The organism is Rhizobium sp. S96 (genome assembly GCF_030382195.1).
Lineage (GTDB): Bacteria > Pseudomonadota > Alphaproteobacteria > Rhizobiales > Rhizobiaceae > Rhizobium.
Window position 1 is genome coordinate 260,647 of the sequence record NZ_JAUDRY010000009.1, and the last position, 25,385, is coordinate 286,031.

Consider the following 25,385-nt stretch of genomic DNA (forward strand, 5'->3'; position numbering starts at 1 on the left):
TGTGGAACACGATTCTGAGTGTACCTCAGCATTCGGAAATTGATTCCATGAACGGGCCATTCAACTCTGCCGTTCGCGACTTCTCCAAGCTTGTCGCCTCTAAAATTGACGATATCAGACCGAGACTCCTCGATCTCACCTCCAAGAACCCGCTCGTGAACATGAGCTTCAACGGGCGATCTTCCAGCCAGATCCAGGTGGTCGACGAGCTCCCCGATCGGCTTTTCTATAGGCTCAACAACGATAGTGCCCTGAAGTTCAAGCCGTTGCCCGCCTTGGAGGAGGACACCAAGGATGAGCTTTCTACTACTTTCTCCGAGGCGTTCTCCATCGCGTTGCGTACTGACGACATCTATCTGGCAGAGACGAAAGAACTCGATACCGACGCTCTCGACTATTCGGATCGAATTCGGCGTTCGGAGAGGGCGCTAAGGGACAGGGTGCGCGAAAAGCTGGGTATGCCGAAGCGTGTTACTCGGAAAGACGAGTCCCTCGCTCAGCACGCCCGCAACAACGGCATCAATCCGAGCTTCGAGTTGCCGCTCCCGGATACAGAGGTTGATGACGACCGTTTTGAAGATGATCACATACAAACCCTCCTGCTGGCTCCAGATCTGGAGCGCAAGCTGAATGCACTCATCACGAAAGCCAGGACGGCACAGCAGGAAACTGGTTTAAACCTGTTGCGGGTCGCATGTGGCTTCCTTGAATGGAAGGACCCGGTTCGAACGGACGACCGGGTATATCTCTCGCCTTTGGTACTGCTGCCGGTCACCGTCGAACGGAAGAAAAGCGCCGGCGGTCCCATCTTTACTGTGGCTGGGGCCGGGGAAGAAGCCGAAACCAACCTTGTTCTACGAGAGAAATTCAAGCGCGAGTTCAACATCGAACTCCCACTATTCGAAGGCGGATCGCTTGAGGAATACTTTGAGGAAATCGCGCTCATCAAGCACTCGAAATTGCCATGGCAAGTACGCAGGAGGATCACGTTGTCGGTATTTCCGGCGGCTAGAATGGCAATGTACGAGGACCTCGATACGACGGCGTCGGACTTCTCAAGGAACGAGATAGTCGAATCCATTCTGGTGGGTTCGGAAAGCTCTGAGGTCGGCGCTGTCGCTGAAGAGTACGAGGTGGATGCGCCTGACATCGAGGCGGAGGTACCCCATCTCGTCAAGAAGGCCGACGCCAGCCAGTTCAGCGTGTTGGTCGACGTCGCGCGTGGCCGAAATCTCGCAGTGGAAGGGCCACCCGGGACCGGTAAGTCGGACACCATCGTGAACGCAATCGCCACGGCCCTTTCCAAGGGGAAAAAGGTGCTGTTCGTGGCGGAGAAGTCAGCCGCGCTTGAGGTCGTTCAAAATCGCCTCGAGGCAGTTGGGCTCGGTGAGTTCGTCCTTCCGCTTCTCGCGGGCAAGAGTTCGAAAGATGAATTCATGCGGTCCGTGCGCGATCGCATGGGGATTCGTGAATCCTTACCCCGCGAACTTCCAGAGAACCGCGAGCGCTTCATCGAAGTTCGTGACAAGCTGTCTCGATACGTCTCGATTCTATCGGGTGAATGGCAAGGGACGGGCGAAACAGTTCACCGTGTTCTTGGACGAGCAATCGCTACGAATAAGCATCTGGATGAGCTGTCTCCCGTGGCCTTGTCTGAGCATAGAGTTCCCAACCGGGAATTCCGAAGCCATGAGATAGAGGAACTGCTGAAAAACGTCACGTGGCTTTCGCAGATCGGTTTATCCCCGGCGGCGGCACGGACGCATTGGCAAGGTACAAGCTGCCTGGACACGAGCCAATTCAAGAGTTCCGCAATCCTCGCGCTGGCACATCGGGCAAGCGATGCCTTCAAAACGCTCTCGGCTTCTGCCGCTCAACTGATCGCATTTGGAGTCGACGCAAGGCTCTCGATCGAGGATATCGCCGCGATCGAAGAGTTAGCCGCCGAGATTCGTACCATCGTCGACGGCGAGATCTCGGGTGATGACGTCCGCATTGCTGTCTACGAGCGGCCCGCGGAGTTGCGGGATTTCATCGGCGCCTGCGAGGCGAGCAAGAAGTTGGCCGACGCTGTTGGGCAGTCCCTGGTCGATCCATTTGACCCTGACACCGCTGATCGGTTGACGAGGGTGGCCGAAATCTGCCGATCGGCCGGTGTCCACTCGCTCGACACAGCGGGCCGGGCGAACGAAATTTCCGCCAAGGAAAGCGTTATTAGCGGCTTTGACAGGTCATTGTCGACAGCGAAGGATTTCGTCGCACAGGTCCCCTCGAGCGCCGACTGGCCAGTTGGACTGATGCGAAAGCTCGGTGCTTTCGTTCACGCCATCCCAAAGGATGTGGTTTCGATGCGCGCCTCGGCACTTGCCGAACCTAGCGCGGTCGGCATTCTGAAAGAATTCCTAAAATCGGGCATCGATCTCCGGGAGCGTCGGCGCAAACTGGAAGAGACTGTCACGCTCAGATCCGGCATGCGCGCTGCGGACGTCGATAGCCATCTCACTGCAATTCGTACAGCGGGCGCTTTTAGCTTTCTGTCGTCGAAACACAAAGAGGCGAAGAGTTTCTACCAAGGTATCGCGAGAAGCAGCAAGTTCGACAAGGTTGCCGCGATCCGCGCGCTTGAAGCTGCTAGAGCTCAACTCGACGAGGAAGCACGCTTCGAGGAACGGGCACACCGCAGCGGCGTTTTTGGCGCCCGTTTTGATGGTCTGACGACCAACTTCGAATCCTTCGCCCAGCTCGCCGAGTTCTACGAAATTGTAGAGTCGACGTTTAGTGGCTATGGCAACCGAGCCATCCGCGATTTCCTGAAGACCGCGCCGGCCGACGCTCTAGGCGACATTCCGGACTTGCCCGATCTTCCGTCTGAGACGTTGTTGCGTGATCTGTCGGCCACGCGGGACAAGCTGATGTCGGATCTCGCGAAACTTAAGGCGACGGATCGAGAGTTGGCGGTCCTTTGTCGCATTTTTCATCGACCGGCCACTATTACGCCAGCCGAGGTCTCGAGGCTGAAGGAGAGCCTTTCCAATCTTCAGAAATCGATCGAGGAACTGGCCGCAAGCCCTGTAGCCGAAATCCTGGGTGGATACTTCGCTGGATGGAAGTCCGACGCGTCGGACTTCGACTATCTCGTCGAGGTCGCGGAGCTAGTTCGATCGTCCGTGTTCGGAAATGTATTCGCATCGGCGATCATCTCGTCCCGCCTGCAGCCATTGCTCGCGCTTGCCGACCAGTCCTTCGCAGAATCTGAGAAAGCGGAAGATCTTATTTCGCAGACGTCCGCCGAGGCTTCAGTTGATCTTTCCACGAAGGTCGAAACCTTGACGTTCGATGAGACGGCCGCCTTCCTTCTGGAGGCTGCTTCCGACGCAGAGGCCTTGGAGCACTGGATCGGCGTCGCGAAAGCCCGTGCGGAAATCGAGCGCCTAGGAATGGTCGATACGGTCGATCTCCTCTCGAAGCAGCTTCAGAGAAGCGATGTCGCCGGCCACACCGAGGCGATCCTTCGCCGCGCGTCAGCAGCCAGGGTCTACGCCAAATACGGAAATGAACTCGCCAACTATTCGGGGCGGCAACTCGAGAGCTTGAGAGCGCGCCTCAAGAGTCTGGACGACGAAATCACGCTGTTGTCGCGGACGGCTCTGCGGCACCAGTTGATTTCCCGCTCAAGACCTCCGGCCGGAAATTCCCGTGGGCGCGTGGGCGATTACACCGAGATGGGGCTGCTGGACCACCTCGTCGGACAGAAGAAGATCCGCGTTCCGGTCCGGGACATCACCAAGCGAGCCGGCAGAGCGTTGTTGACGCTCAAACCCTGCTGGATGATGTCACCACTGGCCGTCGCACAATACATTCAGAAGAACACGATCGACTTCGATATCTGCATTATCGATGAAGCCTCTCAGATGCCGCCTGAAGACGCTATCGGCGCGCTTTTTAGAAGCCGACAGGCAATGATTGTCGGCGACACGCAGCAGCTTCCCCCGACCAATTTCTTCCACAAGACGATCGCGGACACCACGGAAGACGAGGAGACGGACGCCGTCACCGAGGAGTCGGTCCTAGAGATGGCCAACAGCGCGTTCAGGCCACGTCGAATGCTTACGTGGCACTACCGGTCGAAGCATTCGGGCCTCATCAGGTTTTCAAACAACATCATCTACCAAGACAAGCTGACCGTCTTTCCGTCCGCCAACGAAGACAATCCGCGGATGGGCGTCGTCGTCGTCCCGACCGGTGGCATCTACAAGGCAGGCGTCAACACGAACGAGGCCCATGCGGTGGTCGAAGCAGCCCTTGAGTTCATGACACACGACGCCACCCGATCGCTCGGCATCGTCGCGGTCAACAAGGCCCAATCCGACTACATCAACGAGCGCCTTCAGTATGAGATCGCGCGCAACAAGGCGGCGAGTGACTATGTCGATCGATGGCTGAGCGAACGGAGCGGCCTTGAGGAGTTCTTCGTCAAGAACCTGGAAAACGTTCAGGGTGACGAGCGCGACGTAATTTTCGTCTCCACGGTCTATGGTCCGCCCTCGGAGGGAGCCAAAGTCGCTCAACACTTCGGACCGATCGCAGGTCCCACGGGGCGCCGGCGACTAAACGTCCTCTTCACAAGAGCAAAGGAACAAATCCGAACGTTCACGTCGATGACCCCGTCGGACATTACAGCGGATGAAACGACCAATGCGGGTGCCTGGATGTTGAAGCGCTGGCTGGAATACTGCGCTGGCGGGCCGTTGGAAGCGGGCATTGGAACGCACGCCGCATTCGACTCGCCGCTCGAGGAATTCGTGGCCGCGCAGATCGAATCCATGGGTTGCATCGCTGTTCCGCAAGTCGGGGCAGGTGGGTATTCCATTGATCTTGGCGTGCGTCACCCCCAGTGGCCTCACGGTTTCCTTATGGGAGTAGAGTGCGATGGCGCGACCTATCACTCCTCTCGATCAGCGCGCGATCGCGACCGCCATCGCCAGGAGATCTTGGAAAACCTTGGATGGACCATCCATCGGATCTGGTCGACTGACTGGTTCGATAATCCCCGACGCGAAGCGGAGAGGCTTCGGTTGGCGATCGCAAGCCGCCTCGAGCAGATGAAGACCAAGCTGGCGGCGAAGGCGACGGTCCCGGTTCCCGCACGACCGCCGGAGCCTCCGACAGCAGCGATGCGGGCGCCGCTGCTGAAGGACGTGGCCCCTGAACTCGTTCAGCCCGTCGAGAAGAGACCCGCAGCGGAAAAGCCTCAGGCAGCTCGTGCTGATGTGGCACGTCTCGGCAGCAAGGTGCGGCTCAAATACTTAGATCGAGGGCAGGAGACTTACCAGTTCACCATCGTTATAGATCCGAGCGTGCCAGAGAAGGGATTAGTGAACCAGAAGGCTCCTCTCGCCCGAGCTGTGTTAGATGCCCAAGCGGGCGATGAAGTCGAGGTTCTTCTTGGCAGTCTGATTAGAAAGGCAGTTGTAGAAAGCGTAGCTTGAGCGAAAGCTTTCACCTCCGGAGGCTTGCTAGGTTAGCTGGCGCGCGTGAGGGGGTTGCGGTGGTCGACATCGCCTGATTGAAATTGCCCGCGACTCTGCCTAATCAGCAAATAGTTGTAGCTGGAGGAAGGCAGATGATCGCCCTGGAAGGTTCGGAACTCGACCGCATTTATCGAACTGAGTTCGAGAACTATCGGAACCAGGATTGGGCGAAGGAGTGGCGAACAAAATATCTGCAGCAGGTGCGCCTGGTGCAGGATGCCGATTGGGAGCAATGGCGTTCAAGGCCGTTTCAGGAGGCACTGTGGGACAGCAACGCCATTGCGAGCATTGGTCCTGGGCACTCGGTGACCGTCTACGGGGCCTATGAAGACCAAGAGCTTGCAAAGCTGCTCTTCGACAGGAGAGAGATGCTTGCGGGTGTGCCCATCGAGGAACGTGGTCCCCGCCTGCAGAAGCTGTTTGATGACGTGATGTCCGCAGTTCATCCGCGCCACGCCAAGAGACGCCCGAAGGCCCGGCTCACACGCCTGCTCGCGGCAATGTTTCCCGATGACATGACAAGCATAGCGGACGCAACGCGTATCTGGGGCGTCCAGAGGTTGCTGTCGGCGGCGCGCGTGCCCGGAGACTTCGTTGCCCAGCATCCGACCGTTCGCGCAGCGATGCGTGACGCACTCGGAAGCCCCCAAAGCGACGAGGCGAAGGTCGACCAGGCGATCTTTGCGTGGTTCCTCTGGCAGACCTATTTCGGAAAACCTGACGAGGGCGCTGTCGTTACGCAGAGCGTGCAGCGCGAAGCGAGCGCGGTGCCACCATTCTCCCTGCTGCCCGCAAACGCGCAGCGGAGAAGCCTGACCTGCGTGAAAGGTAATGTTGAACTCCTACTGGCGATGGTTCGTGAGGCGGAGCAGGGCATAAACCGTGAGGATCTGGTGGTCGTGATCCTCACCGAGGCGGCCCAACTCAACACGAGCTCGGCGGGGAATATCATATCCCAAGCCACGGGAGGACTCGGACTCCTACGACTTGATGGAACGACTTACCGACCGACGGATCGGGGGCACGAGCTACTTAGCGTCAGCAATCCAGCCACCGTTCTTCGCGGCCCTTTAATCGGACGTGTATTTGGGATGGGACATTTGCTCCTCATGGTCCGTAGCGAGCCAGGCGTCCTGAAGCCGACGGATGCGGCGAAGCGCCTGCAATCCCTGGTTCCCACCTGGACCTCGACGCTGCCGGGTTCACACATCACTACCTGGGCGCGCTCAGTCGGGCTAATCGACCTCCAATCCTCTGGTGAACTGGTTTTAACCGACGATGGCGAAGATTACGCAGCAGCTCTACCCGAAGAATTCGAAAAGGATTGGAGCCTGGCGTCGGACAGTCTTCAATCCGTGGGACAGCCAGAGCTTGAGGAAGAAACAAATAGGATAAGCGCTGCGGTATACGTGCCCGAGAACTACAATGTTGACGACATCGTCGACGACGGGTGCTTCCTCTCCTCGGGAGAGATTGACGCTGCCGTTCAACTCCTCCGCAGAAAGAAAAACATCATTCTGCAAGGGCCTCCCGGCACCGGGAAGACGTGGCTAGCAAAGAGACTCGGTTACGCATTGATTGGGGCGCGCGACGACCAGAGACTCACCGCGGTTCAGTTTCAGCCTACCCTGTCTTATGAAGATTTCGTTCGAGGATGGCGACCGGACGGAACAAAGGGCCTCCAATTGATTGACGGTGTCTTCCTGGAAGCGGTTGCTGCCGCCAAGTCCGACCCGGAGACACCTTATGTCCTTGTCGTCGAAGAAATCAACCGAGGCAACCCGGCGCAGATCTTAGGCGAGATGCTGACTCTCATAGAGGACGGCAAGCGCTCGCCGGATGAAGCGCTTCGGCTTGCATATCCAAGGACCGTTGACGAACGGGTTTATGTTCCAGAAAACCTCTTCCTAATAGGTACCATGAATCTCGCTGACCGGTCGCTAGCACTGGTTGACCTTGCACTGCGCCGCCGTTTTTCCTTTGTTTCACTCTCGCCTCAGTTCAACGAGGCATGGAAGCAGTGGCTGCTCAAACAAGGGGCTCCCGCGGCGCTTGTTTCAATAATCGCGAAGAAAATGGCGTCTCTAAACGCCGCCATCTCAAGCGCCCGCTCTCTCGGCAGCCAGTTTCAAATTGGACACAGTTTCATGACGCCCCACGTATCGCCGGGTGGGACGGAGCAGGCCTGGAAAGCGTGGTATCTTGAGACCGTACAGACCGAAATTGCACCGCTTCTCGAGGAGTACTGGTACGACAACGTCAAGGAAGCCGAGTCACAGGTTGCGGAAATGGAAGCGATCTGATGATCGAAGCCGTTCAATCCCCGATCTCGAACGGCCCCGAACAAGGCTGGAAAAGTCGCGCCGGGATCCCGATCCGTAATCTCTGGGTTCTCCTGGTCTATGCAGCGGGACTCGCGCAGTTTATAGACCCGTTTGAGGCGGCGGCGGAGGATGACGCAGAACTGGCGGACATCTTAGGCCGGCTGCTTGCAAATGTCGTGTCTCTTAGACTTCGCCGCAGCCTCTCGCGAGGATATGCGACTCGCGCTGCGACTTTGAACCGCGTGCGCGGCCGCATCGATTGGCTCAGGACGGAATCCGAACAGCTCCTAAGTCGGGGCCAAATCGCCTGCCGCTTCGACGAACTGACGCAGGACACCCCCCGCAACCGTCTGGTTCTCGCTGCACTGGTTCAGATACAATCGAAGGTGGCCAACAAGGACGTCGCGCAGCAGTGTGCAGCCTTGGCAAGGTTCCTTGTGGATGCCGGCGTCTTGCCGAAACGCCCGTCCCGCGCCGAGATTTCTCGTGACAAGATCGCGCGCAACGACGCAAACGATGTCGTCATGGTGAAAGTGGCCGAACTCGCGCTAGACCTGGTCTTGCCGGCAGAGTCAGAGGGGACCGAGCAGGTCCCTGGCCTGGTTCGCGATGAATTTCTTCTCAGAAGGATATTCGAGCAGGCAGTTGCGGGTTTTTACCGTCACGAGATTCACGGACGTGATGGTTGGTCTGTTGACAGCCAAACGCAGTTTGAATGGGAGGCGCATGACCCGACAGACGGCCTGCATGCCATTCTTCCCATCATGAAAGCAGACGTCGTCTTACGAAAACGGTCCGAGCGGCGCATCGTCCTCGATACCAAATTCACGGGCATTCTGACGTCGCGCTACCACGGAGGAGAGGGGCTTAAGAGCGCTTATCTCTACCAGATCTACTCGTATCTTCGCTCGCAAGCGGGGATGGGAGATGAATGCGCTGACAGAGCGGAAGGAATTTTGCTTCATCCCTCGATACATCGGCACGTCGACGAGGCTGTCACCATACAGGGACATAGGGTCCGATTTGTGACCGTAGACCTTTCAGCTCATCCATCTGACCTGCGCCGGTCGCTTTTAGATATCATCATGTTCCAAAGATGACTGTATTCCGAATTGCGGACGTTGATGCGGGGTGTTTGACGGTCTGACGACGGACTGACATTTTCCATCAACTTTTAGACCTCGCGGGATAAAGATTGTAGCCTCCCCTGCGAAGTCACTGGCCATCATCGCGCAATTCGACCAATGCAGATCGGATTCTCGGTCGTAGCGCGTTCACGAATGCATTAGTTCTCTCTCTCAACCAGAGTATGGAGCGCTCGCGTTCGCCGGAATCCTCGAGATTGCGTAGGGCGAGCCGCTGCACGATTGGACGCTCCTGCGAGAAATCGATCGTCGCTCCTTTCAGTTCCTGCCCGATCTCGCTTGCCTGGGAAGCTAACGACTGCGCGGCGCGCTCTCCAGGAGAGTTGATGTTGGACGAAAGAAAGAGGCCCACCGTGTTGGAGCGCGTCTCCCGGTATACCGTGATCCAACTGGAGCCTCCCGGAGCACCGAGCTTGAAAACGACATGTCCTCCCGTCGTCGGCGCGGGAAGCATCTGCTCCGGATCGTCAAGGTGAAGCTCACCGAGAAATTCTTTCCAGAATGCTAGCCGTAGCTCCTTCCGGCGGCGCGTTTCTTCATTTTGCTCGGGCGAGTGGATTTGGAGCGGCCCGTCGACATCGTCGTCATCCTCAGCCACGACCATTCCATCGGGAACCGCGATCACGGTGCGAGATATGGTCTGAGTCCGCGCGAGCACGCGTGGAACCACAAGCCGGCTTCCATCAGGCGCTAGATATATTGGCATCTCGACCAAGCCCAGTGTGAAGTGGAGCCCGGCATGATTCTGCAAATATTCCGCTATAGCTTCGACGCCCTCGCGGATCCCATCGCCAACGATCAGGAGGAGGAAACGGCCCCGACGAAGGTTAAACGTCAGTGCGTCGTTGAAGGTGATCTCGTCGACGCCATGTCCAGCTTCCGTCACAAGATCGAGCAGCACGTTACCCTTCCTGCCTGTTCGGCGACTTGCCTCGCGTTGGAGATCCGAGGCCGACCATTTGGTCAATTCCTTTGAGTAGTCCAGGATTTGACCAATTACCTCACGTCTCCCCTCTGGATTCTTCCACAACTTGCACTCGACCAAAACGGGCAGGCCGCTTGGTGTCACGAGAAAATTATCGATCGGGCCGGCGGTTGTAGCCAATTCCCTACAGATGGCGACCGGTCTGATGAAAAGCGGATCTATTTCCGCGATTGGTAGGCAGGATGGAAAGCGATGGACGAGATCTTGGATATCCGATTCGGCGAGGCCGTGACCCGAGACGCCTAGCCCAAGGGGAATAGCCGGTGCCGCGGTAGCGCCATCTGAAGAAATCAACAAGGGTGTTGCATGCTGTCTGCTCATTGAATGGCTATCCTCATTTGACACCTCGGGATTCGTAGACTGAGTCGGCATCCAAGGAGAGGGGGTTCCTTCTTGACCGCGCAGTCAGTCCGTTTTCGAACGAGGTCCCCCGCGCGTGATAAAATCCGATTTGAATTTCGCGATTTAAGCTGTGGAAACCTTGTGGAAGGCGGTGGAAAACCTGTTGAGACAACTCTCGGCGAGCGGGCTACCCGAAGCGGGGATCCTTACGCACGGACTCGGCGATCCTCAGCCGTGAGGTCACTCTAAACGCCGAAGTTGGGAACAGGGGCGCAGTTCCCGGAGTTCTAAGACTGTTAGGAGGGTCAGTCATGCCCGCACAGTCGAAAGCCCAACAGAAAGCCGCCGGCGCCGCTCTTTCAGCAAAGCGTGGAGACACGCCGAAGAGCAAGCTCAGAGGCGCATCGAAGGAAATGGTGGACGCGATGTCCGAGAAGCAACTGGAAGAGTTCGCGTCTACCAAGCGCAAAGGCAAGCCGCAGCTCGTTTCGCACTGACCGATCCGTTGCAGGAACAATATGAAGAAGCCTCCTCTTGTCGGCCTTAATCACGTTGCCCTTGAAGTCGACAGCGTCGACGACGCCCTTGAGTTCTATAGCGCCGTCTTCGCGTTTGAACTACGAGGTGCGCATAAGGGCGAAGATGGTGTGCTGGAGATGGCTTTCCTCGACATGGGAGACCAATTCTTGGCTCTTAGCCGGGAACGGCACCAAGCGCCCGACCGGAACAGGCACTTCGGGCTGGTAGTCGACGATCGCAGTTCGGTTCGAGACCTTGCCGCCGCCGCCGGAGCCACCATTCTCGACACAGATTTCCTGGACTTCCTGGATTCCTGGGGCAAGCGGATCGAGGTCGTGGAATATCGTGCCCTGCAGTTTACAAAGGCCGAAGGCGTTCTTCGCAGCATGGGCCTAACTCTCGAGAAGAGTGCTGAAGCCGTAGCGGAGATCAACAAGAACGGAATGGTATGATGTCGGATATCACCCATGTCGTACTCGGGCGTCAGGTAATATCGGATGCGCCGTGATATCCGAGTTGCAGGCCGCCAATATCCCATTTCTCGCCCTTACTCATGGCGAGGCCACGGCCGAAAGCTTGATCGCCTCCGGCGTGAAGGCGAAAGCCGTCGACGTGATGGATACGGGCACGCTGAGGTCGATCTTCCGCGAAGCCCGACGCGCCTTTCTTCTGAACCCTCCCGCCGACCCTAAATCTGACACCGATAGTGTCGAAAGAGCGACTGCGACCAGCATCACCGAGGCGGTGGACGGATCCGGTCTCGAGAAGGTGGTGGTCGCGTCCACATACGGCGCGCAGCCGGGTGAGAGGATCGGCGACCTCTCCGTGCTGTTTGGTTTCGAGCGTCTGATCGAACAGACCGGGATCCCTGCAGCGATAAATCGCGGTGCCTACTACTTCACCAACCTTGAGCCGCTTCTCGAAGCGGCAAGGAAGGGGACTATCACGACTCCGTTCCCGGAAGATCTGCTAATGCCGATGGTTTCGCCGATCGATCTCGGGAAACAGGTTACCTTGCGGCTGCTGTCACCGACTTCCGATGTCGGCATCCGCTATGTCGAGGGACCGGACCGATACACGTTCCTTGATGTTGTCGCCGCCTTTTCCGGCGCGCTTGGGCATGCGGTGCTGCTAGAGAAAATTCCGAATGGAGAGATTGAGGCAAGCTATAAGGAACTAGGTTTCTCGGATGCGGCAGCCGTCGCGTTCGCCCGGATGACAAAGGCAAGCATCGAAGGGATGGAATTGCCAGATGATCCAGTTCGAGGAGACGTCGGTCTGTTCGAATACCTTCGGGAATTGGCCACTCCCGCCGAAGCCTCGGGCAATTCAACCACCATCTACTAGCCGGATCCGAGTTGCTTCTGAATATGGGTTCAGGCAGTGCCAATAGCTTCTGCAGCAATTGGCAGTAGATCAATGGCTGCCTCCTTTAGCTTCTTTTCAACCTCTTCGAAGGGAAGGGTGGTATCACCGAAAACCTGCGTCTTGACCCTCACAGAGTAACCGGCCACGCCCACAGTGCCTGGCAGCGTCTGGTCAGTCCAAGTGACGTCGATCTCACCGACGAAAATCTTGTCTTCATCAATATAGGCAATGTTGGTTACTTCCACCCATTCCAGTTGCATCGCTGTCTCCCAAGAATTGCTATCGGCAATAGCTAAATCAGAGCGACGACGAGAACTCTACCCGCAAAAATGCGAGTGGTCTCGAGTCGCACGTTGCAGAGGAGTAGTCATCCGATGTCAAAGGCATCGACATCCGGTTCTACGGGGAAGGCGACACCGATGAGACCTTTCATTCCAAGATCGTATTGGCCGATGGAAGCGAGGCATATGTCGGGTCGGCCAACTTCCTGTGGAGATCCAAGAAAGCCAACCTCGAATGCGGCCTCCTCGTCGACGGGCCCGTCGTTGCCTCCATCGCCATTCTAGTGGAGGCGGTCCTCGCGACGTTTGAGGGACGTTCAAGTCACGCTGACGACGAGTCTTCTAAAATCGTAGCACGAGTCTGAAGCTGGGAACTACCAATGGAAAGTCATCCCAAGAATGAAATTCTGTCGCGGAGCTATACCTCGGTTTCGGTCGAATCCCATAACCGCGCCACTACTGCGTCCTCAATTTTTTGAAATAGCGGCTCGCCCTCTTCCTTTAGCTTGTTCGAGGCTTCCCGCAGACGCGGCCTAAGATCTGGATCCTCGTTGAGGTGATGCTCGAGAACTGCAGAGTGCACGATGTCCAGCCACTTATGCATGTCCTTCCGCAAGTCCGGAACGATAAAGATTCCATGCTTCGTCAGGCTGATACTCGCCTCTCGCAGCTTTGCCATCACGTCAGCGTGCCGATACAGGTTGAAAAGGCGAACATATAAATCCTGTCGTCGGGGTGACGACTTGATGTCGGTCTTCTGACTTTCCGAGAACGACGTCGATCCAAGGAATTCGTCTAGCTCACGCTCGCCCATCCTGCCGACGTCCGTGTACTGCTGGAAGGCTGCCAAGTATCCTCCAGACCAGCTTTTGGCGTCGACCAGCCTCACCCAGACTTCGGGGAGCTTTTCGAACTCCCGGTCATGCAGACGCTTGGTTCGATCGAAGACAGCGTTGATCCTATGGCGGAGACGCTCGAGTTCGCGAGCTTGTTCAGATTTGAAAGATTCGAGCTGCTCGGCAAATTTGTTGGTCAGCCACTTTTCTCCGAGGAACCGGAAGAGAGCGTAAGCTCCTGCCACCACTCCCGTCACTGAAATTCCAGCAACCCCCAGTAACGCGAGCAAGGACTGGGTGCTGCGCCAAAGATCCGTTGCTCGCGACAATATATCATTCATCGGCAACGTCCTGTGCTTGCCTGTGTTTCTTTGCCTAGAGCTTGAATACTTCGAATTGGACGAATTGTCCTGGATTGACGGATCCAAAGAATGTTCCGTCAGGCATGAGGCTCCACTGGCGCGCCACATCCGATGCAAAGACTTCCTCGCCAAACCCTCCGAACGCCAGACCCTCGAAATCAAGAAGGAAACTCTCGTCCCCGGCGAGCGCTCGCTCGATTCCCCGCAGTATCGAGACCTCGATCCCGTAGCCTACGAAGGCGCCGCCGTCGTAAGGGGTCCACGCCAGCATCAGTGCGAACTTGTACGGGCCGATAACGAATACCGGGAGCGTGACGGCTTGCATAGAAGCGCGATCGGTTCGTCTCAGCCGATCCCCAGCGCCGGGCAACCCCATTGCATCGAACCATGCTCCATAGTTTCGGCGACGCACCCACGACGGCTCAATGTCAAATTGCTCTCCGTCGGCTTCTCCGGGCGGGTCCACAAAGATCACAGCTGAATCCGTCGATTGGCTCTTCTCACGGATACAACTGTACGTCACGAACCCCTTGGACGCGGGTGGCGAGATCTTGGCAAGCCATGGCTGCACTTGATCCTCGAGCGCGGCCTTCAGTATTGTTTTCACCTTGCTGGGATCGTTGGCTTGCATCGAAAACGAGCCTTTTGACTCAAGGATCATCCGGCCTTTCGAAGCGTCCTCAAAAATGAAATCCGCTGCTTTAGTGTTCTTGGGAACGGCCGGGTCCGATGCCAGATGACCTGCGAACACGTACTCTCTCTGGTTGGCGAACAGGAGCGAAATTCCTTGGGCAATACGCGCGCTAAGTCCGCTAAGTGCGATCTCATTCAACGTGCCCGAGAGATTGTCGATGATCCTCAGGTTGGAGCTGGCGCTGTCAATGACGTGGTGGGCTTGCAAAAGAAACCCCAAGCTGGGACCGAATAGGTTCGCTTTGACCATATGATCCGCCTTGGCGACGGCGTGAGCGAGCTGCCACCCAGAGAATGTGAGTTGCCGCCTGGGATTTGCCAGCGAATGCCAATTCGGTTTATTCGCCAGCCTCGGCTTCAGGACGGTGTTTTTATCCCACTCCCAAACCTGCACGCTCTTTGTCCCAAGCGCGGACACCAGCCTATGCAATCCGCCAACCATACAAGCTCCCGAACACAACAAAAAGGCGAGGCGGGGTGTATCCGACTCGCCAACAGAATTCACTTGGCTTCGTGTGCGAATTAACCAGAAAAGACTATCATTCCTGCGGACTGCGATAGTCGCCTGCTCGGCACGCGTTGCAGGCCCAGGAAGGCATCATGTCAACCTTCAAAGCGTATCGCGGGCTCGAATGACAAGCGGACGGGCGTTCCCTACACGGTCGTGCAATTCTCGCTGACGTTCGGCTCGCCTCACATGTGAGCGGCGAAATGACAACCACGAATGCCTTGTCAGCGCAGGCTCGCAGGCCGGCCTGGAGTTGCAGCAGTTCGCACCGACCTTTCGAGAGATGCCATCGAGTCCTTAAATTGTTGACAAAATTTCAGATTTGCCGCCTGCTCGAATCCATGGATTCGATCTCTGAAATCATGCGGACGCTGAGGGGCGGGCGGGCGCTGCTGGGTCTCAGCCAGGAGGAGCTCGCGGAGCTTGCGGGCGTCAGCCGCCAGATCGTCGTGAGGCTCGAGAAGGGCGGGAGCAACGTCCTCGTGGAAGCTGTCGAGAAGGTGCGCGCGGCGCTCGAGGCCGCGGGTGTGGCGTTCATCGACGCCACGCCGGAGCACGGTCCGGGCGTCGCTATGGCGCGGCGCCCGTCCGCGACGGAGACGGACGGCCAGGGATCCGGCGACGGCTAGCGGACGCCACGCTTCCTCGGCCGGTCCTGCGGACGCCCGCGGACGATGGCGTCGACGTCCTCCGCCCCGAGATTTTCCCGTTCCAGCAGTTCTTCCGCCAGGGCCTGGACCGCGCCGAGATGGATCCTAACGATGGCCTTCGCCCGCGACAACTGTTCAGCGAGGATGCCGTCGATCTCCCTTCTCGCCGTCGCGGGAATGCCGCCGCTCCAGTTGGGGCCGGGATGGTCGTCCTCGACCAGGAATGACAGGCCGCGCCCCATGCCGTAGCTGCAGACCATCCGCGTGGCGATCAAGGTCGCCTTGTGAAGGTCGCTGCCGCGGTCGCCTCCCGCGCCGGTCGAGCGGGCGCCGAACAGGACATCCTCCGCCGCGGTTCCACCCAATATCCTGCATATGAGCGCTTCCATCGAATCCCGGGTCTCCATGTCTCCCGGCGCGTCGAGATACAGGGTCAGTCCCTGGACGGTCGCATCGGAAGAGAACGTCCTGAACTGCCTGCGCATGGAGACGCTCGCCCTTGTGCCCGGCTGGAGCGCAAGCGCGACGACGGCATGCCCGCTCTCGTGGGCCGCGACGCGTCGCGCGGTTGGTGGGGGCAGTGTCTGCAGCGGCGGCAGCGCCTGGCCGACGTGGGCCGGCCCGACCGGCTGCCCGGCCGCCCTGGCAAGCCGCCTGGCCTCCCGCGACAGCTTCTCCAGATCGGAGCCGCTCCATCCCCCGAGGTCCGCTGCGATCGTCCCGAGTTCCCGGTCGTCGCCCGCGGCTGACAGGTGGAAGCGCAATATCTCGGCCCGCTCGTCCGCGTCCGGAAGGTCCATTCGGACATGCCGTTCGATCCTGCCGCTTCGCAGCAGGGCCCGGTCGACCGCTTCCGGGAAGTTCGTGGCCCCGACCACGACGATCCCCTGCCTCCCGTCGACGCCGTCGATGCACTCCAGGAGCGAATTCACCACCTGCGTCTGATAGCCGACATGGTCGCCCGAAAACTGTGTCCGGTCGCCGATCGAGTCCAGCTCGTCAAGGAACACGATCGACGGCTGCTTTTCCCTGGCCGCTTCGAAGGTCGATCTCATCGCCGCAAGAAGGTCCCCCAGGTGTCCCTTGGACTGCCACTTCGACACGGACGCCGCTATCAGCGGGATGCCGCACATCTTGGCAAGGGCGCGGGCGAACAGGGTCTTGCCTGTCCCCGGGGGGCCGTGGAGAAGGATTCCGCGATCGAGATCGGACCAGGCGATCTCGCCTGTCCGCGCACGCTTCAGGTCCATGGCGAAGGAACGCGCCCAGGGCTTCACGTCCCTGTAGCCGGGGAGTTCGTCCAGGCTGGGGCCGCCGTCCGCCGCGGCCCCCGGCACGGAGTCGCGGAGGATTCGCGCGTGGTCCGACGTGAGGCTGAACTTCGCCAGGACCGGGGCAAGCATCACCACGTCGCTGCCCGAGAGCAGTTCGGCGGTCTCGGCCCGGATCGGGCTCCTTCCGAGTAGCGACCGCGCCGCCACGATGTGGGCTGCCGAGGGTCTCGGCAGATCTATCACCGCGTCGGCCGCCGCCGCCAGCTCCACGGGCAGATCCTTTCGGTGCCTGGCGAGGACGACGATGACAGGGACGCTCCCGTAGCAGCGGAGGAGGTCTGTGCCGCCCTGCGCCGGAATCCTTTGACGCGGTTCGGATTCGATGACGTGGATGAGCGCCTCCTTCCTTCTCGCATTGTCCCAGTCCGGGGGGCGGCCGATTACAAGAAGCGCTGCGGCCTTCTCGTATATGCCGAGGTCCATGGCTGACTCCGCGATCAGCACCACGATGGTCGGGCGTCCACGCCGGAGCAGGTGCTGCGACCGCAATGCCCTGCCCACGCAGCAGCAGGCCAGGAAAAGCGCGGGCGACTGGCGGATCTTTTGGAACTGGTCGGCGCCGAGCCTTCCCAGCGGCGGCTTTCTCCCCATTTCAGAACTCCCCCTCGACGCTCCATCGCCGCAGCGAATCCTCGGCGGCGGGCGAGGGGTGGCCTACGCGGTACCAGCGGTGGGACGAGCGGGCGACTCCTTGCCGGAGCGAGAAGAGGTGGAGGGGGCCGGTGAAGCTCATCGGGCCGCGTTGCCCGCGCCGCCGGCCGCTGTCGCCGGGATAGGTGATGAATCCCACGAGCGTTGGCACGACGAACTTCTCAATGTACCATTCTTCGACGACCGGGGTGCGGCTGGCGTCGAGCTCGGGGAGGGACCTGCTCTCGATCACTTGACGCAGATCGGCTGCCAGATCCTCGACGGCGTTGGCGTGGCGGGCGATCGACGCCCACGATGAATTCGTCCGTTCTTCTCCGACTCTAAGCATTGGTGTCTCCGTCATGTCGAATCATGAGCAAAATGCTCATGTGGTGAGCACGGTGGACCTGACGGTATCCATTGTCAACACATCGCGGGGCGCCGCACGGCCGTTCCGCCGCGTCGACGCCCGCGACGCCCGGCGGGCCGCCCCGCCCCGTGCGGCCCGCGACAGTCTTGTCAACAATATCGCCGGCTCGCTCGGTTCACCGAGCCTGCGGAGGCCTGCGGTCCGTCGCCGTCGCCAAATGGGCCGCCCAGAGCGACAGCGCTTCCCGCGACGCCGACAGGGGCTCGCACCCGTGCGACATCATACGCATCCGAAGCGGGAACGGGGTCCAGCCGAATATGGCGGCGATCACGTCATTCGGAACGCCCTTGGAAGCGAGCCACGTGAAGGCCGTGCGGCGGACGTCGTGCATCCTCCAGTTGTCAGCGGTGGCACCCGGGTGCGCACGCCGCAAGGTGTCCGCCACCTTTCTCTTGAACTTCTGCTGCGCCCCGAACGCATGCCCGATCGGCTGCCGGCCGCCCGCCATGCTGAAGACGAAGTCGCCGCAGGTTTCGCTCCGGTTCCGTCGCAGTGCTTCCAGCAGTTTCAGCATCTCGGGAACGAGGGGTACGAGGCGGGGGCCGGATGTTTTGTCACCGGGAATTCTCCAAAGTCCCCGAGCCGCGTCGATCTGGGGCCAGAGCATCCCCGCGACCTGATAGGGTCGCTGGATCGTCAGAGCATAGGCCTGGTAGAACGGACCACGGGGCCAGGGGGTGGCATCTGCCGCCGCCCAGTACGCCCGCATCAGCTCGTCGGACAGCACCGCCGTGCGGGGCGGCGACCGCACCATGCCGAGCGCCTCGGGCGTGACGCCGATGACCGGATTCGACGCCAGGCCCCAGTTGCCGCGCCGCCCCGCCCACAGGAAGAATGCGTGGAGCCTGAGCAGGGCGCTGCAGGCCGCCGCCGGGGCGGGACGGTCCCGGATCTTCTCGACAAGCGAACGGACGTCCCCCTCCGTGATTCCGGTGAGTGGCCTTTCGATCCACGGGTTGCGCTCCGGATCGAGGAACTCGCGGCGCATCCTGTCCGCGACCACGGCCGACTGCTCTAGGAGGTATTCCTCCATGGCGGATCCGAACGTGTTGCGCCCTTCGTCTTTCTCCGGATGGATCGACGCGCGGTCTCCCGGTTCGGAGAGCCGGAGGAGGTGGTCCCACGCGGCGGCGATCTGTCTGGCTCGGGCGAGCGAGGTTTCGGGGAAGATTCCGATCCGCCTCCAGCGGAGGACGCCCGTCCCTCCGGCGGACGGTCTTCCGATCAGCACGAATGTCTTGGTGCCGGCAGGGCTGACCATTATGGCGAGGCCCGGGACCAGCGTGTCATGCACATGGTGCCGGCCACCCTGAGGGTCGGGTTGGAGTGCTCGAAGCAGTTCGTCGCTCAGATATTCGCTTTTCATGCCCGTGTCCTTTCTTCGGGTCTGCTCTCCGGGTCGGCGGCCGCTGTCCAGTACGTTCCGCGATCCGCCACTCGAGGCTGTGGTGAGGCTCGCCAAACGGCAGGCCCCAATGCGCTGGGCGCAAACCGCTGATGCCTAGCCGGCCGGCGGGTCCTGCGAGGCCGGGAAAATAGCCGCCCTCTCGAGATCGGCGACGATCGTGCCGATCCTGCCGACGAGGCGCTCGCCGGGCGTCTCGAGCCATTCCCGCCGCCAGGAAACCGCGGGATCCGGAGAGTAGGCGACCAGCTTGAGACGGCCCGACGGAACCTCCCGGTACATGGTGAGCGTGTAGGGCACGGCGTCCGCAGACGCGCACGCTGCCGGATCCTCCGTCGTCCGGACGAACCGCCCCTGGCCCGCATAGCGCATGAGGACCGCCTCGCTGGTCTCGACGATGGCGAGCCCGACGGGCGTCGGGCCGAAATAGGCCACGGTGGGACGCAGGGGACGCCACGGGTCGGAGGCCGGACGCATGGAACGCCACACGTCGGCGACGGGGGCGGGGCCGTCCGCTGGCGGATCCTGCCGCCGCCCGATTTCGGGCCGCTCCAGGCGCTCGGCGGCCAGCACGACCCTGTGGCCGTGCCGCTCCAGGCTCATGAACAGCCTGTTGGCGAAATCCAGGCATCTCTCGAGCGACCCCTCCGAGGCGGTGACGTCCACGAGCAGCCGCTTGCGCGGCCGGAGGTAGCCACCCGTGCCCTCCACCGGCCTTCCCGCCCGGAAATGGTTTTCGGCCCCCGCGACGAGCCCGTGAACGCCGCCCTCCGGGGAAGGCGTAGGCGTCCTCGCGTAGAACCGCTTGATCGGCGCGCCCCTTTCTCCCGGCGTCGACCATCCGGTCGGCGCGCCCGGCCGCGCGGCCGGGAGGGCGGGAGCGGGTGGAGCGCGCCCCTTCGCCTTCCTCGCCCAGTATCCGCGTGGCGGGCTTGGAACCCCCAACGCCCGGCAGACCTTCGCCAGGTAGCTGCTGGAAACCCCCAGCCGCCTGCCGGCGGCCAGCGCCGGCTCGGACCAGACCATTGCATACAGTTCTTCCCGCGTGATCATGAACGCCTCCCATGGTTCCCTTGACAATCCACCGATGGCCCGCGGCCGCCGCGGTCAGAAGGCCCCTTCCGGGGATGCGCTCCCCCGCGCGCCGTCCGGGGACCGTCGGCGGCATGCTCCGTCATTGGCCCAGGATCGCCTCCAGCTCGTCCTGCCACTCGCGGAGCGCCTCCCTTTTCTCCGCAAGGTACTCGTAGCGGTTGTAGATGCTGGTGACGGGGGCTGCCCCGCCCGTGTCACTGGTGTGGTTGAGCAGCTTCGAGATCACGAACGGCGGTACGGAGATCGGGGGCGCGGCCAGCCTCGTCGACCCGGTCCTGCGAAGGTCGTGGAGGCGGATGTCCGGCCACTTCAGGGCACGCTTCACCCGTGTGAACGCTCTGCTGGCGGCACCCCGCCGGACCGGCGCCTGCGCATCCCAGGCCCCGGGGAAGACCGCGTCGCTGTCCATCGGTCCCCGCGCGGCGAGCGCCTCCAAGATCAGCTTCACGGCCAGCGGCGGCAGGGGCACCACGTGGAGCATCCGGTTCTTCGTGATGTCCTCGGGGATCACCCAGAGAGAGTTGCGGAAGTCGATCTGGGAGAGCCCCATCTGCTGGACCTCGCCGATGCGCTGCAGGAGCACCATCGCGAGGAGGATGGCGTAGCCCATGCCCGGGGAGACATACGCGCCTTTCACCTTGACGGGCGGCGAGAACGTCCGCCACACCGTCCTGATCTGCTCGTCGCTGAGCACCGTCTTTCGGTCCCCGCTAGGTGGGTAGGTCACCTGGACGCATGGGTTCCGCGTGGCGTAGCCCTGCCACAGCGCGTAGGAATAGATGCTGTGGAGCGTCTTCTTCGCCAGACGGGCGGCGCCCTCCGTGTCCTCAATCTCTATGGTGTCGACGAAGTCCTGCACCGTCTGCATGTCGAGGTCGTCCGGGCACCATCCGCCGAGGCGCGGCTCGATAAATCGCCTGAAGGCGCGCCTCTCGCCCTCTATGCTCTCCGCCCCCTTTATGCGCAGCTTCTTCTTCCGGCGGGGTCTGTGCCTTCCAACTTCGCACGCGCCCAGGTAGAGCTCGCCCGCCTCGGCAAGCCGCAGCGTGCCGGCCCTGCGTTGCCCAAGCGGCGGCGGCGCGAGGCCCTGGTGCGGCCGGATGGACGGCGCGAGGGCTGGCGGCGCCACGAGGTCAGGCGGAGACAGCAGGGAGGTCGGCGGCCGCTCCGGCAGTTCGACGGAGGAGGCTGCGGTTTCCACACCCGACGGCTCCAGTGGGTCCTCCCCGTTGGAAACCTGCGATCTCGCCGTCTCATACTTCTTGCGGGCCATTCCGAGGGACACGTTGTCGAACGATCCGAATGTGAGCCGCTTCTCGGTTCCGCCCGCCCGGAACCGCATCGACCAGGTCTTCGAGCCGGCCGGGGTGACGCGGAGCGCCAGTCTGGTGGTCCCGTCGAGGTACTCCCTGGTTCCGGCGGCCGGCTTGACGGCGACGCAGAACTGGTGGGTCAGTTTCGCTCGGTTTCTGGGCATTTTCGTCTCCCTTCTCTGAGGTCGCGGCGAGGTCGTTTCGCCGTCGGCCTCGATTGAAGCGGAAACGGAGATTATGTCAATAAGTCATTGATATAATTGAGCAATAATGTGCAATAATGGACGCTGATGGACAAAGATTTACGCTCTTGGATTCTGGAGCCGCAGTCCTTCTAAGCAGGTTGTCGCAGGTTCGATTCCTGCAGGGGTCGCCAGCTACCTCCATGTTTTTAAAGGGAAATTTGGCTTGTTCCTGTCTGGTCGAAATGGCCAGAAGTGGAACAAAAGGCCCACAAAGTCCCGGAAAACCCCCGACAAGTCCCGGAAAAGTCCCGGAATGTCCCGGACAACGTTCGCGTTTGTTCTGGCGATCGGAGGGCTCACCCATGGCTAGACGTGATCCTCTCCGGGAAACCGCCATTGAGTGCGCCCGAAGGGACGCTGGCGAGATTATGAAAGCAGCCGAGGACGTGCCGATCGGGGCACGCGGCGATTTCAAGGACGGGGCAGTGCTGCGTCGTCTGGCCGGCTTCAAGGCATGGGTAAACGCCGATCACCCCGTCCGGGCCAATGAGATCATCGGCGTCTACGTGGATGCTCTACAGGCCCGTTTGATCGGGCTGCATCAGATCCAGCTAGACTACCTCGCGAAGAACACCTGAAATGAAAAACCCCCACCGGTCGGGAAACTGGTGGGGGCTTTGATCGCTATAAGGTGCTGAAAATCCCGCTTAGGATTTAGGACACCTGCACCTTAGGCGATCACTTCTGTCAACGCAACAGGAATTGATAGTCGAAAGGTGATCCATGAATAAAATTGATTGGTTGAAAAAAGCCTCGACCGTCGCGCGTGCCGATATGTTGGGGATAATGAAAGCGCCCGTCACAACGACCGAGCGCGTCGAAGACTACATTCTCGACCTCATGCTGGACGAAGGCCACGAGTTGGACGGCAAGCGATGGGCGAAACGCTCACAAGACGAGTTCGCCGCAGAACTCGGGATCTCGATCAGCACCTTCTTCCGGGCCATCAGCAAGCCGCCGTTTGTCCGTGACACTCGCATGATCGAAGGCCGCAAGCTGACGCTGGTTCGGCTAGGCGTGACGAAGGCAGGGGGCACCGATCGCCATCAGGCGAATATTCTCTCCAAGATCTGGCGCGAACACATGAAGCAGCCGCGCACGTCACCGGCCGATTACGGCTGCATATGCGGCCTTGTCGAGACGTGGCCGGCTGGAGCCGCGCCGGCGATCCTGTCTATCGTCTTGAAGCAATGGCCGGCCTTCATGTCGGGTGTTAAATTCGAGATGGACGCGCTTGCGGCTTCGGGGCAGGGGAAGGTCGCGTTCTACCAGTGGCCCAATCTGAAAGTCATCAGACGCTTCTCAGGTGTAGCCGTCGAACTCTGGAAAATGGAGAAGCCGGCCCCGAAGGCCAGTTTGACCGAATGTATCTTGTCCACTGTATATAATAATAAATAATAGCCTTTATTTCCTTTCACTTCACAGGGGACAAGATAATTCGGTCATGAAAGGATATAAAAGCTACGCGCTCGCTCGCTTCGCTCCCGATGCGTAGCTTATCGGGCTCACGCCCTGTTTTCGGGACGAGACTATACCTCACTTCGTTCGGTTAGCTTCCCCTCCGGGAAAGCCTCACTCCCCCGTAGCCCCCTCGCTCATTTCGTGCCACATTGCCCGCAAAACGTGTTGACGAAAGAAATTGATCGCCTATGCGCCTGATAGCCAAATCAATGTGTATTCTCGGTGTCTGCGTGGCGTCGTCAGCCCACGCGGCCTTCATGACGAATTATTCGGATTGGCAGCGAAGTGAGCCATATGCTCAGGCGATGTATATTCAGGGCATGTATGACGAGCTACAGGCAAGCAGGATGCTAGGCGAGGATAGTTGGGTAACCGCCCGACGTGACGGGATCGCCAATTGCTTTCAAACGCAACGATTGACAGCCGGGATGCTGACTGACGCCATAACGAAGCACTATCAGAACAACGTTGACGATTGGACGATCGCGCCAACGATGGTCTTCGCAGAAGTTACGCGGCGAATTTGTCTCTCCTACGTCAACGAAGAGCGGGCAAAAATTGGCCTTGCTCCTTGGAAGGCTAGCACAGGTTCCATCACGGCAGGCTGGTCGAAATAAAATCGCTATGGCTCGCTAGCGTACCACGCGGGCACGCGCGCGAAGATCCTTGCTGCACACCGAGTCGATATGTGCAAATTGAACTGCATCTGAAAAACAGGTGCAGCGAATGTTCGGCTTCGGGAAGAAACAGACACGACAGGAAACGGCGGAAGAGACACGTAGTCTCGCCAGTCCGACCGATCTTGATTTCTCCGCACTGGGGGCCGTGCCCTCGCTCTCTGGCGTCATCGTCAGCCCTGCCGCTGCTCTCGCGGTCCCCGCCGTGGCCGCAGGTGTTAAAGCCATTGCCGAAGCCCTTGGCGGTCTTCCCCTGCATGTCTACCGTCGCGGCGAGGATGGTTCCCGGGAACGGGACACCGAGCATGTTGCATTCACCCTGCTCAATGGTCGAGCCAACCCGTGGACGATGGGCGGCCAGCTTCGCGAGCTGCTGACCGCTGACGCCATCGCATTCGGCAACGGCTTTGCGCAGATCGTCCGCGACGGCGGCGGTCAGCCCCGGGAACTGCACCGACTGTTTCCGACCACCGTGGCGATTTTGATCGACACAGTCACCGGGGAACCGGGCTACCGAGTCACCACAAGCTCACAGACGCGCATTCTCGCTGCGAAGGACGTTCTGCATCTCCGGGCACCGTCGCCGCTCTCTACGGACTCCGTAACGGGGAAATCGCCTCTCTTGCTGGCCAACACGGCGATCGGTCTTCTGATCGTCCTGCAGCGCCACGCCAATCAGCTCTTCGCCAATGGTGGCCGCCCCAGTGGCGTCTTGTCTTTCCCTAAAAATCTGGGGGCCGAAGTCGCCAAGCGTATCAAGGCCAGTTGGCAGGCCGCGACATCGGGCGGCAACGCAGGAAGCACCGCCGTCTTGGAAGAGGACGGCAAGTTTACACCGCTCTCCTTCAATTCCGTGGACAGTCAGTTTCTCGAAATCTGGGCACTCAGTATCAACGAGGTCGCAAGGGTGCTGCGCGTGCCTCCGGTTCTGCTCATGGATTTCTCACGCCAGACATTCGCGAATGCCGAGACAGGCGGCCAGCAGTTTTTGACCTACTCTCTTTCGCCCTGGCTTAACCGCTGGGAAGCGGAAGTGACGCTGAAGCTCATTGCTCCCGAAGATCAGAAAACGCTCTTCGTGGAGTATCTGACGGACTCGCTGCTGCGATCGGACTTCGCCAGCCGCGCCACGGCTTACGGCCAGTATTGTGTTTCGGCGTGCAAATTTAACCCCCTTGGCGGGGTAATCGGCGTCCAATTTTGACCCCCCTCAGATTTCATCTGACCATCCGGCTTTTGGCGGCGGATGGA

The 25,385-nt window shown here is 60.1% G+C and carries 21 protein-coding genes; 12 read left to right on the top strand and 9 right to left on the bottom strand.

Translation table 11 applies throughout. The annotated features are described in order from the left end of the window. Window positions 1-47: 47 nt before the first annotated feature. The 3 genes from QTL94_RS12175 to mcrC all read left to right on the top strand — a co-directional run bounded on the left by QTL94_RS12175 (window position 48) and on the right by mcrC (window position 8,955). Window positions 48-5,489, top strand: coding sequence for a PDDEXK-like endonuclease domain-containing protein (locus tag QTL94_RS12175; protein ID WP_289801724.1), 5,442 nt, complete (start codon window positions 48-50; stop codon window positions 5,487-5,489). A gap of 134 nt (window positions 5,490-5,623) precedes the next feature. After that, window positions 5,624-7,834, top strand: coding sequence for an McrB family protein (locus tag QTL94_RS12180; protein ID WP_289801725.1), 2,211 nt, complete (start codon window positions 5,624-5,626; stop codon window positions 7,832-7,834). Beyond that, entirely contained in the window at window positions 7,834-8,955 is a 1,122-nt protein-coding gene (mcrC, locus tag QTL94_RS12185) for a 5-methylcytosine-specific restriction endonuclease system specificity protein McrC (protein WP_289801726.1), read from the top strand. The genes QTL94_RS12180 and mcrC overlap by 1 nt, the downstream gene beginning before the upstream one ends. A 115-nt stretch (window positions 8,956-9,070) precedes the next feature. On the opposite strand, the gene QTL94_RS12190 is transcribed toward mcrC, so the two are convergent. Further along, entirely contained in the window at window positions 9,071-10,306 is a 1,236-nt protein-coding gene (locus QTL94_RS12190) for a hypothetical protein (RefSeq protein ID WP_289801727.1), read from the bottom strand. 332 nt (window positions 10,307-10,638) lie between these two features. Between QTL94_RS12190 and QTL94_RS12195 the strand changes: the two genes are divergently transcribed. Genes QTL94_RS12195 through QTL94_RS12205 form a run of 3 tightly spaced genes read left to right on the top strand, consistent with a single transcriptional unit; the run spans window position 10,639 to window position 12,193 of the window. Beyond that, window positions 10,639-10,824: a DUF3008 family protein gene (locus QTL94_RS12195; protein ID WP_289801728.1), complete on the top strand. Its 186-nt coding sequence runs from the start codon at window positions 10,639-10,641 to the stop codon at window positions 10,822-10,824. Between the two features lie 21 nt (window positions 10,825-10,845). Continuing rightward, window positions 10,846-11,298, top strand: coding sequence for a VOC family protein (locus QTL94_RS12200; RefSeq protein ID WP_289801729.1), 453 nt, complete (start codon window positions 10,846-10,848; stop codon window positions 11,296-11,298). A 40-nt stretch (window positions 11,299-11,338) separates the two neighbouring features. After that, window positions 11,339-12,193, top strand: a complete 855-nt coding sequence (locus QTL94_RS12205; protein WP_289801753.1) for an NmrA family NAD(P)-binding protein — start codon at window positions 11,339-11,341, stop codon at window positions 12,191-12,193. A gap of 29 nt (window positions 12,194-12,222) precedes the next feature. On the opposite strand, the gene QTL94_RS12210 is transcribed toward QTL94_RS12205, so the two are convergent. Then, the gene (locus QTL94_RS12210) at window positions 12,223-12,474 is read right to left on the bottom strand and encodes a hypothetical protein (protein WP_289801730.1); all 252 of its coding nucleotides are present in this window, start codon (window positions 12,472-12,474) and stop codon (window positions 12,223-12,225) included. Window positions 12,475-12,605: 131 nt separating this feature from the next. Between QTL94_RS12210 and QTL94_RS12215 the strand changes: the two genes are divergently transcribed. Continuing rightward, window positions 12,606-12,860 carry a phospholipase D-like domain-containing protein gene (locus QTL94_RS12215; RefSeq protein WP_289801754.1) on the top strand — a complete coding sequence of 85 codons (255 nt, stop codon included), beginning with the start codon at window positions 12,606-12,608 and terminating at the stop codon, window positions 12,858-12,860. Window positions 12,861-12,913: 53 nt separating this feature from the next. Here QTL94_RS12215 and QTL94_RS12220 read toward each other — a convergent pair whose 3' ends face one another. Beyond that, window positions 12,914-13,672 (bottom strand): hypothetical protein, encoded by a 759-nt coding sequence (locus QTL94_RS12220; protein ID WP_289801731.1) that lies wholly within the window; start codon window positions 13,670-13,672, stop codon window positions 12,914-12,916. A gap of 34 nt (window positions 13,673-13,706) precedes the next feature. Beyond that, on the bottom strand, window positions 13,707-14,828 hold the full coding sequence (locus QTL94_RS12225; RefSeq protein WP_289801732.1) for a hypothetical protein: 1,122 nt from the start codon (window positions 14,826-14,828) through the stop codon (window positions 13,707-13,709). A 371-nt stretch (window positions 14,829-15,199) separates the two neighbouring features. Between QTL94_RS12225 and QTL94_RS12230 the strand changes: the two genes are divergently transcribed. Continuing rightward, on the top strand, window positions 15,200-15,523 hold the full coding sequence (locus tag QTL94_RS12230) for a helix-turn-helix transcriptional regulator (RefSeq protein WP_289801733.1): 324 nt from the start codon (window positions 15,200-15,202) through the stop codon (window positions 15,521-15,523). Here QTL94_RS12230 and QTL94_RS12235 read toward each other — a convergent pair. The 5 genes from QTL94_RS12235 to QTL94_RS12255 all read right to left on the bottom strand — a co-directional run bounded on the left by QTL94_RS12235 (window position 15,520) and on the right by QTL94_RS12255 (window position 21,915). Beyond that, entirely contained in the window at window positions 15,520-17,469 is a 1,950-nt protein-coding gene (locus QTL94_RS12235; RefSeq protein ID WP_289801734.1) for an AAA family ATPase, read from the bottom strand. The genes QTL94_RS12230 and QTL94_RS12235 overlap by 4 nt on opposite strands. A 1-nt stretch (window position 17,470) precedes the next feature. Continuing rightward, entirely contained in the window at window positions 17,471-17,857 is a 387-nt protein-coding gene (locus QTL94_RS12240; protein ID WP_289801735.1) for a hypothetical protein, read from the bottom strand. Between the two features lie 196 nt (window positions 17,858-18,053). Continuing rightward, window positions 18,054-19,304 (bottom strand): tyrosine-type recombinase/integrase, encoded by a 1,251-nt coding sequence (locus QTL94_RS12245; protein ID WP_289801736.1) that lies wholly within the window; start codon window positions 19,302-19,304, stop codon window positions 18,054-18,056. A gap of 135 nt (window positions 19,305-19,439) precedes the next feature. Beyond that, on the bottom strand, window positions 19,440-20,396 hold the full coding sequence (locus QTL94_RS12250; RefSeq protein WP_289801737.1) for an RWP-RK domain-containing protein: 957 nt from the start codon (window positions 20,394-20,396) through the stop codon (window positions 19,440-19,442). Window positions 20,397-20,517: 121 nt separating this feature from the next. Continuing rightward, entirely contained in the window at window positions 20,518-21,915 is a 1,398-nt protein-coding gene (locus QTL94_RS12255; protein ID WP_289801738.1) for a tyrosine-type recombinase/integrase, read from the bottom strand. Window positions 21,916-22,364: 449 nt separating this feature from the next. Between QTL94_RS12255 and QTL94_RS12260 the strand changes: the two genes are divergently transcribed. From QTL94_RS12260 to QTL94_RS12275, 4 genes are all read left to right on the top strand, one after another. Next, window positions 22,365-22,574 (top strand): hypothetical protein, encoded by a 210-nt coding sequence (locus QTL94_RS12260; RefSeq protein ID WP_289801739.1) that lies wholly within the window; start codon window positions 22,365-22,367, stop codon window positions 22,572-22,574. 208 nt (window positions 22,575-22,782) lie between these two features. After that, a complete protein-coding gene (locus QTL94_RS12265) occupies window positions 22,783-23,394 on the top strand; it encodes a hypothetical protein (RefSeq protein ID WP_289801740.1) in 612 nt (203 codons plus the stop codon). A 320-nt stretch (window positions 23,395-23,714) separates the two neighbouring features. Beyond that, window positions 23,715-24,074: a hypothetical protein gene (locus QTL94_RS12270; RefSeq protein WP_289801741.1), complete on the top strand. Its 360-nt coding sequence runs from the start codon at window positions 23,715-23,717 to the stop codon at window positions 24,072-24,074. A 109-nt stretch (window positions 24,075-24,183) separates the two neighbouring features. Then, window positions 24,184-25,338, top strand: a complete 1,155-nt coding sequence (locus QTL94_RS12275; protein WP_289801742.1) for a phage portal protein — start codon at window positions 24,184-24,186, stop codon at window positions 25,336-25,338. Window positions 25,339-25,385: the final 47 nt, after the last annotated feature.

Bases quoted from the DNA above. Each gene is read 5' to 3' on its own strand.
- QTL94_RS12175 (WP_289801724.1), top strand. From the start codon at position 48: ATGAACGGGCCATTCAACTCTGCCGTTCGCGACTTCTCCAAGCTTGTC.
- QTL94_RS12180 (WP_289801725.1), top strand. From the start codon at position 5,624: ATGATCGCCCTGGAAGGTTCGGAACTCGACCGCATTTATCGAACTGAG.
- mcrC (WP_289801726.1), top strand. From the start codon at position 7,834: ATGATCGAAGCCGTTCAATCCCCGATCTCGAACGGCCCCGAACAAGGC.
- QTL94_RS12190 (WP_289801727.1), bottom strand. From the start codon at position 10,306: ATGAGCAGACAGCATGCAACACCCTTGTTGATTTCTTCAGATGGCGCT.
- QTL94_RS12195 (WP_289801728.1), top strand. From the start codon at position 10,639: ATGCCCGCACAGTCGAAAGCCCAACAGAAAGCCGCCGGCGCCGCTCTT.
- QTL94_RS12200 (WP_289801729.1), top strand. From the start codon at position 10,846: ATGAAGAAGCCTCCTCTTGTCGGCCTTAATCACGTTGCCCTTGAAGTC.
- QTL94_RS12210 (WP_289801730.1), bottom strand. From the start codon at position 12,474: ATGCAACTGGAATGGGTGGAAGTAACCAACATTGCCTATATTGATGAA.
- QTL94_RS12220 (WP_289801731.1), bottom strand. From the start codon at position 13,672: ATGAATGATATATTGTCGCGAGCAACGGATCTTTGGCGCAGCACCCAG.
- QTL94_RS12225 (WP_289801732.1), bottom strand. From the start codon at position 14,828: ATGGTTGGCGGATTGCATAGGCTGGTGTCCGCGCTTGGGACAAAGAGC.
- QTL94_RS12235 (WP_289801734.1), bottom strand. From the start codon at position 17,469: ATGGGGAGAAAGCCGCCGCTGGGAAGGCTCGGCGCCGACCAGTTCCAA.
- QTL94_RS12240 (WP_289801735.1), bottom strand. From the start codon at position 17,857: ATGCTTAGAGTCGGAGAAGAACGGACGAATTCATCGTGGGCGTCGATC.
- QTL94_RS12245 (WP_289801736.1), bottom strand. From the start codon at position 19,304: ATGAAAAGCGAATATCTGAGCGACGAACTGCTTCGAGCACTCCAACCC.
- QTL94_RS12250 (WP_289801737.1), bottom strand. From the start codon at position 20,396: ATGATCACGCGGGAAGAACTGTATGCAATGGTCTGGTCCGAGCCGGCG.
- QTL94_RS12255 (WP_289801738.1), bottom strand. From the start codon at position 21,915: ATGCCCAGAAACCGAGCGAAACTGACCCACCAGTTCTGCGTCGCCGTC.
- QTL94_RS12260 (WP_289801739.1), top strand. From the start codon at position 22,365: ATGAAAGCAGCCGAGGACGTGCCGATCGGGGCACGCGGCGATTTCAAG.
- QTL94_RS12265 (WP_289801740.1), top strand. From the start codon at position 22,783: ATGAAAGCGCCCGTCACAACGACCGAGCGCGTCGAAGACTACATTCTC.
- QTL94_RS12270 (WP_289801741.1), top strand. From the start codon at position 23,715: ATGACGAATTATTCGGATTGGCAGCGAAGTGAGCCATATGCTCAGGCG.
- QTL94_RS12275 (WP_289801742.1), top strand. From the start codon at position 24,184: ATGTTCGGCTTCGGGAAGAAACAGACACGACAGGAAACGGCGGAAGAG.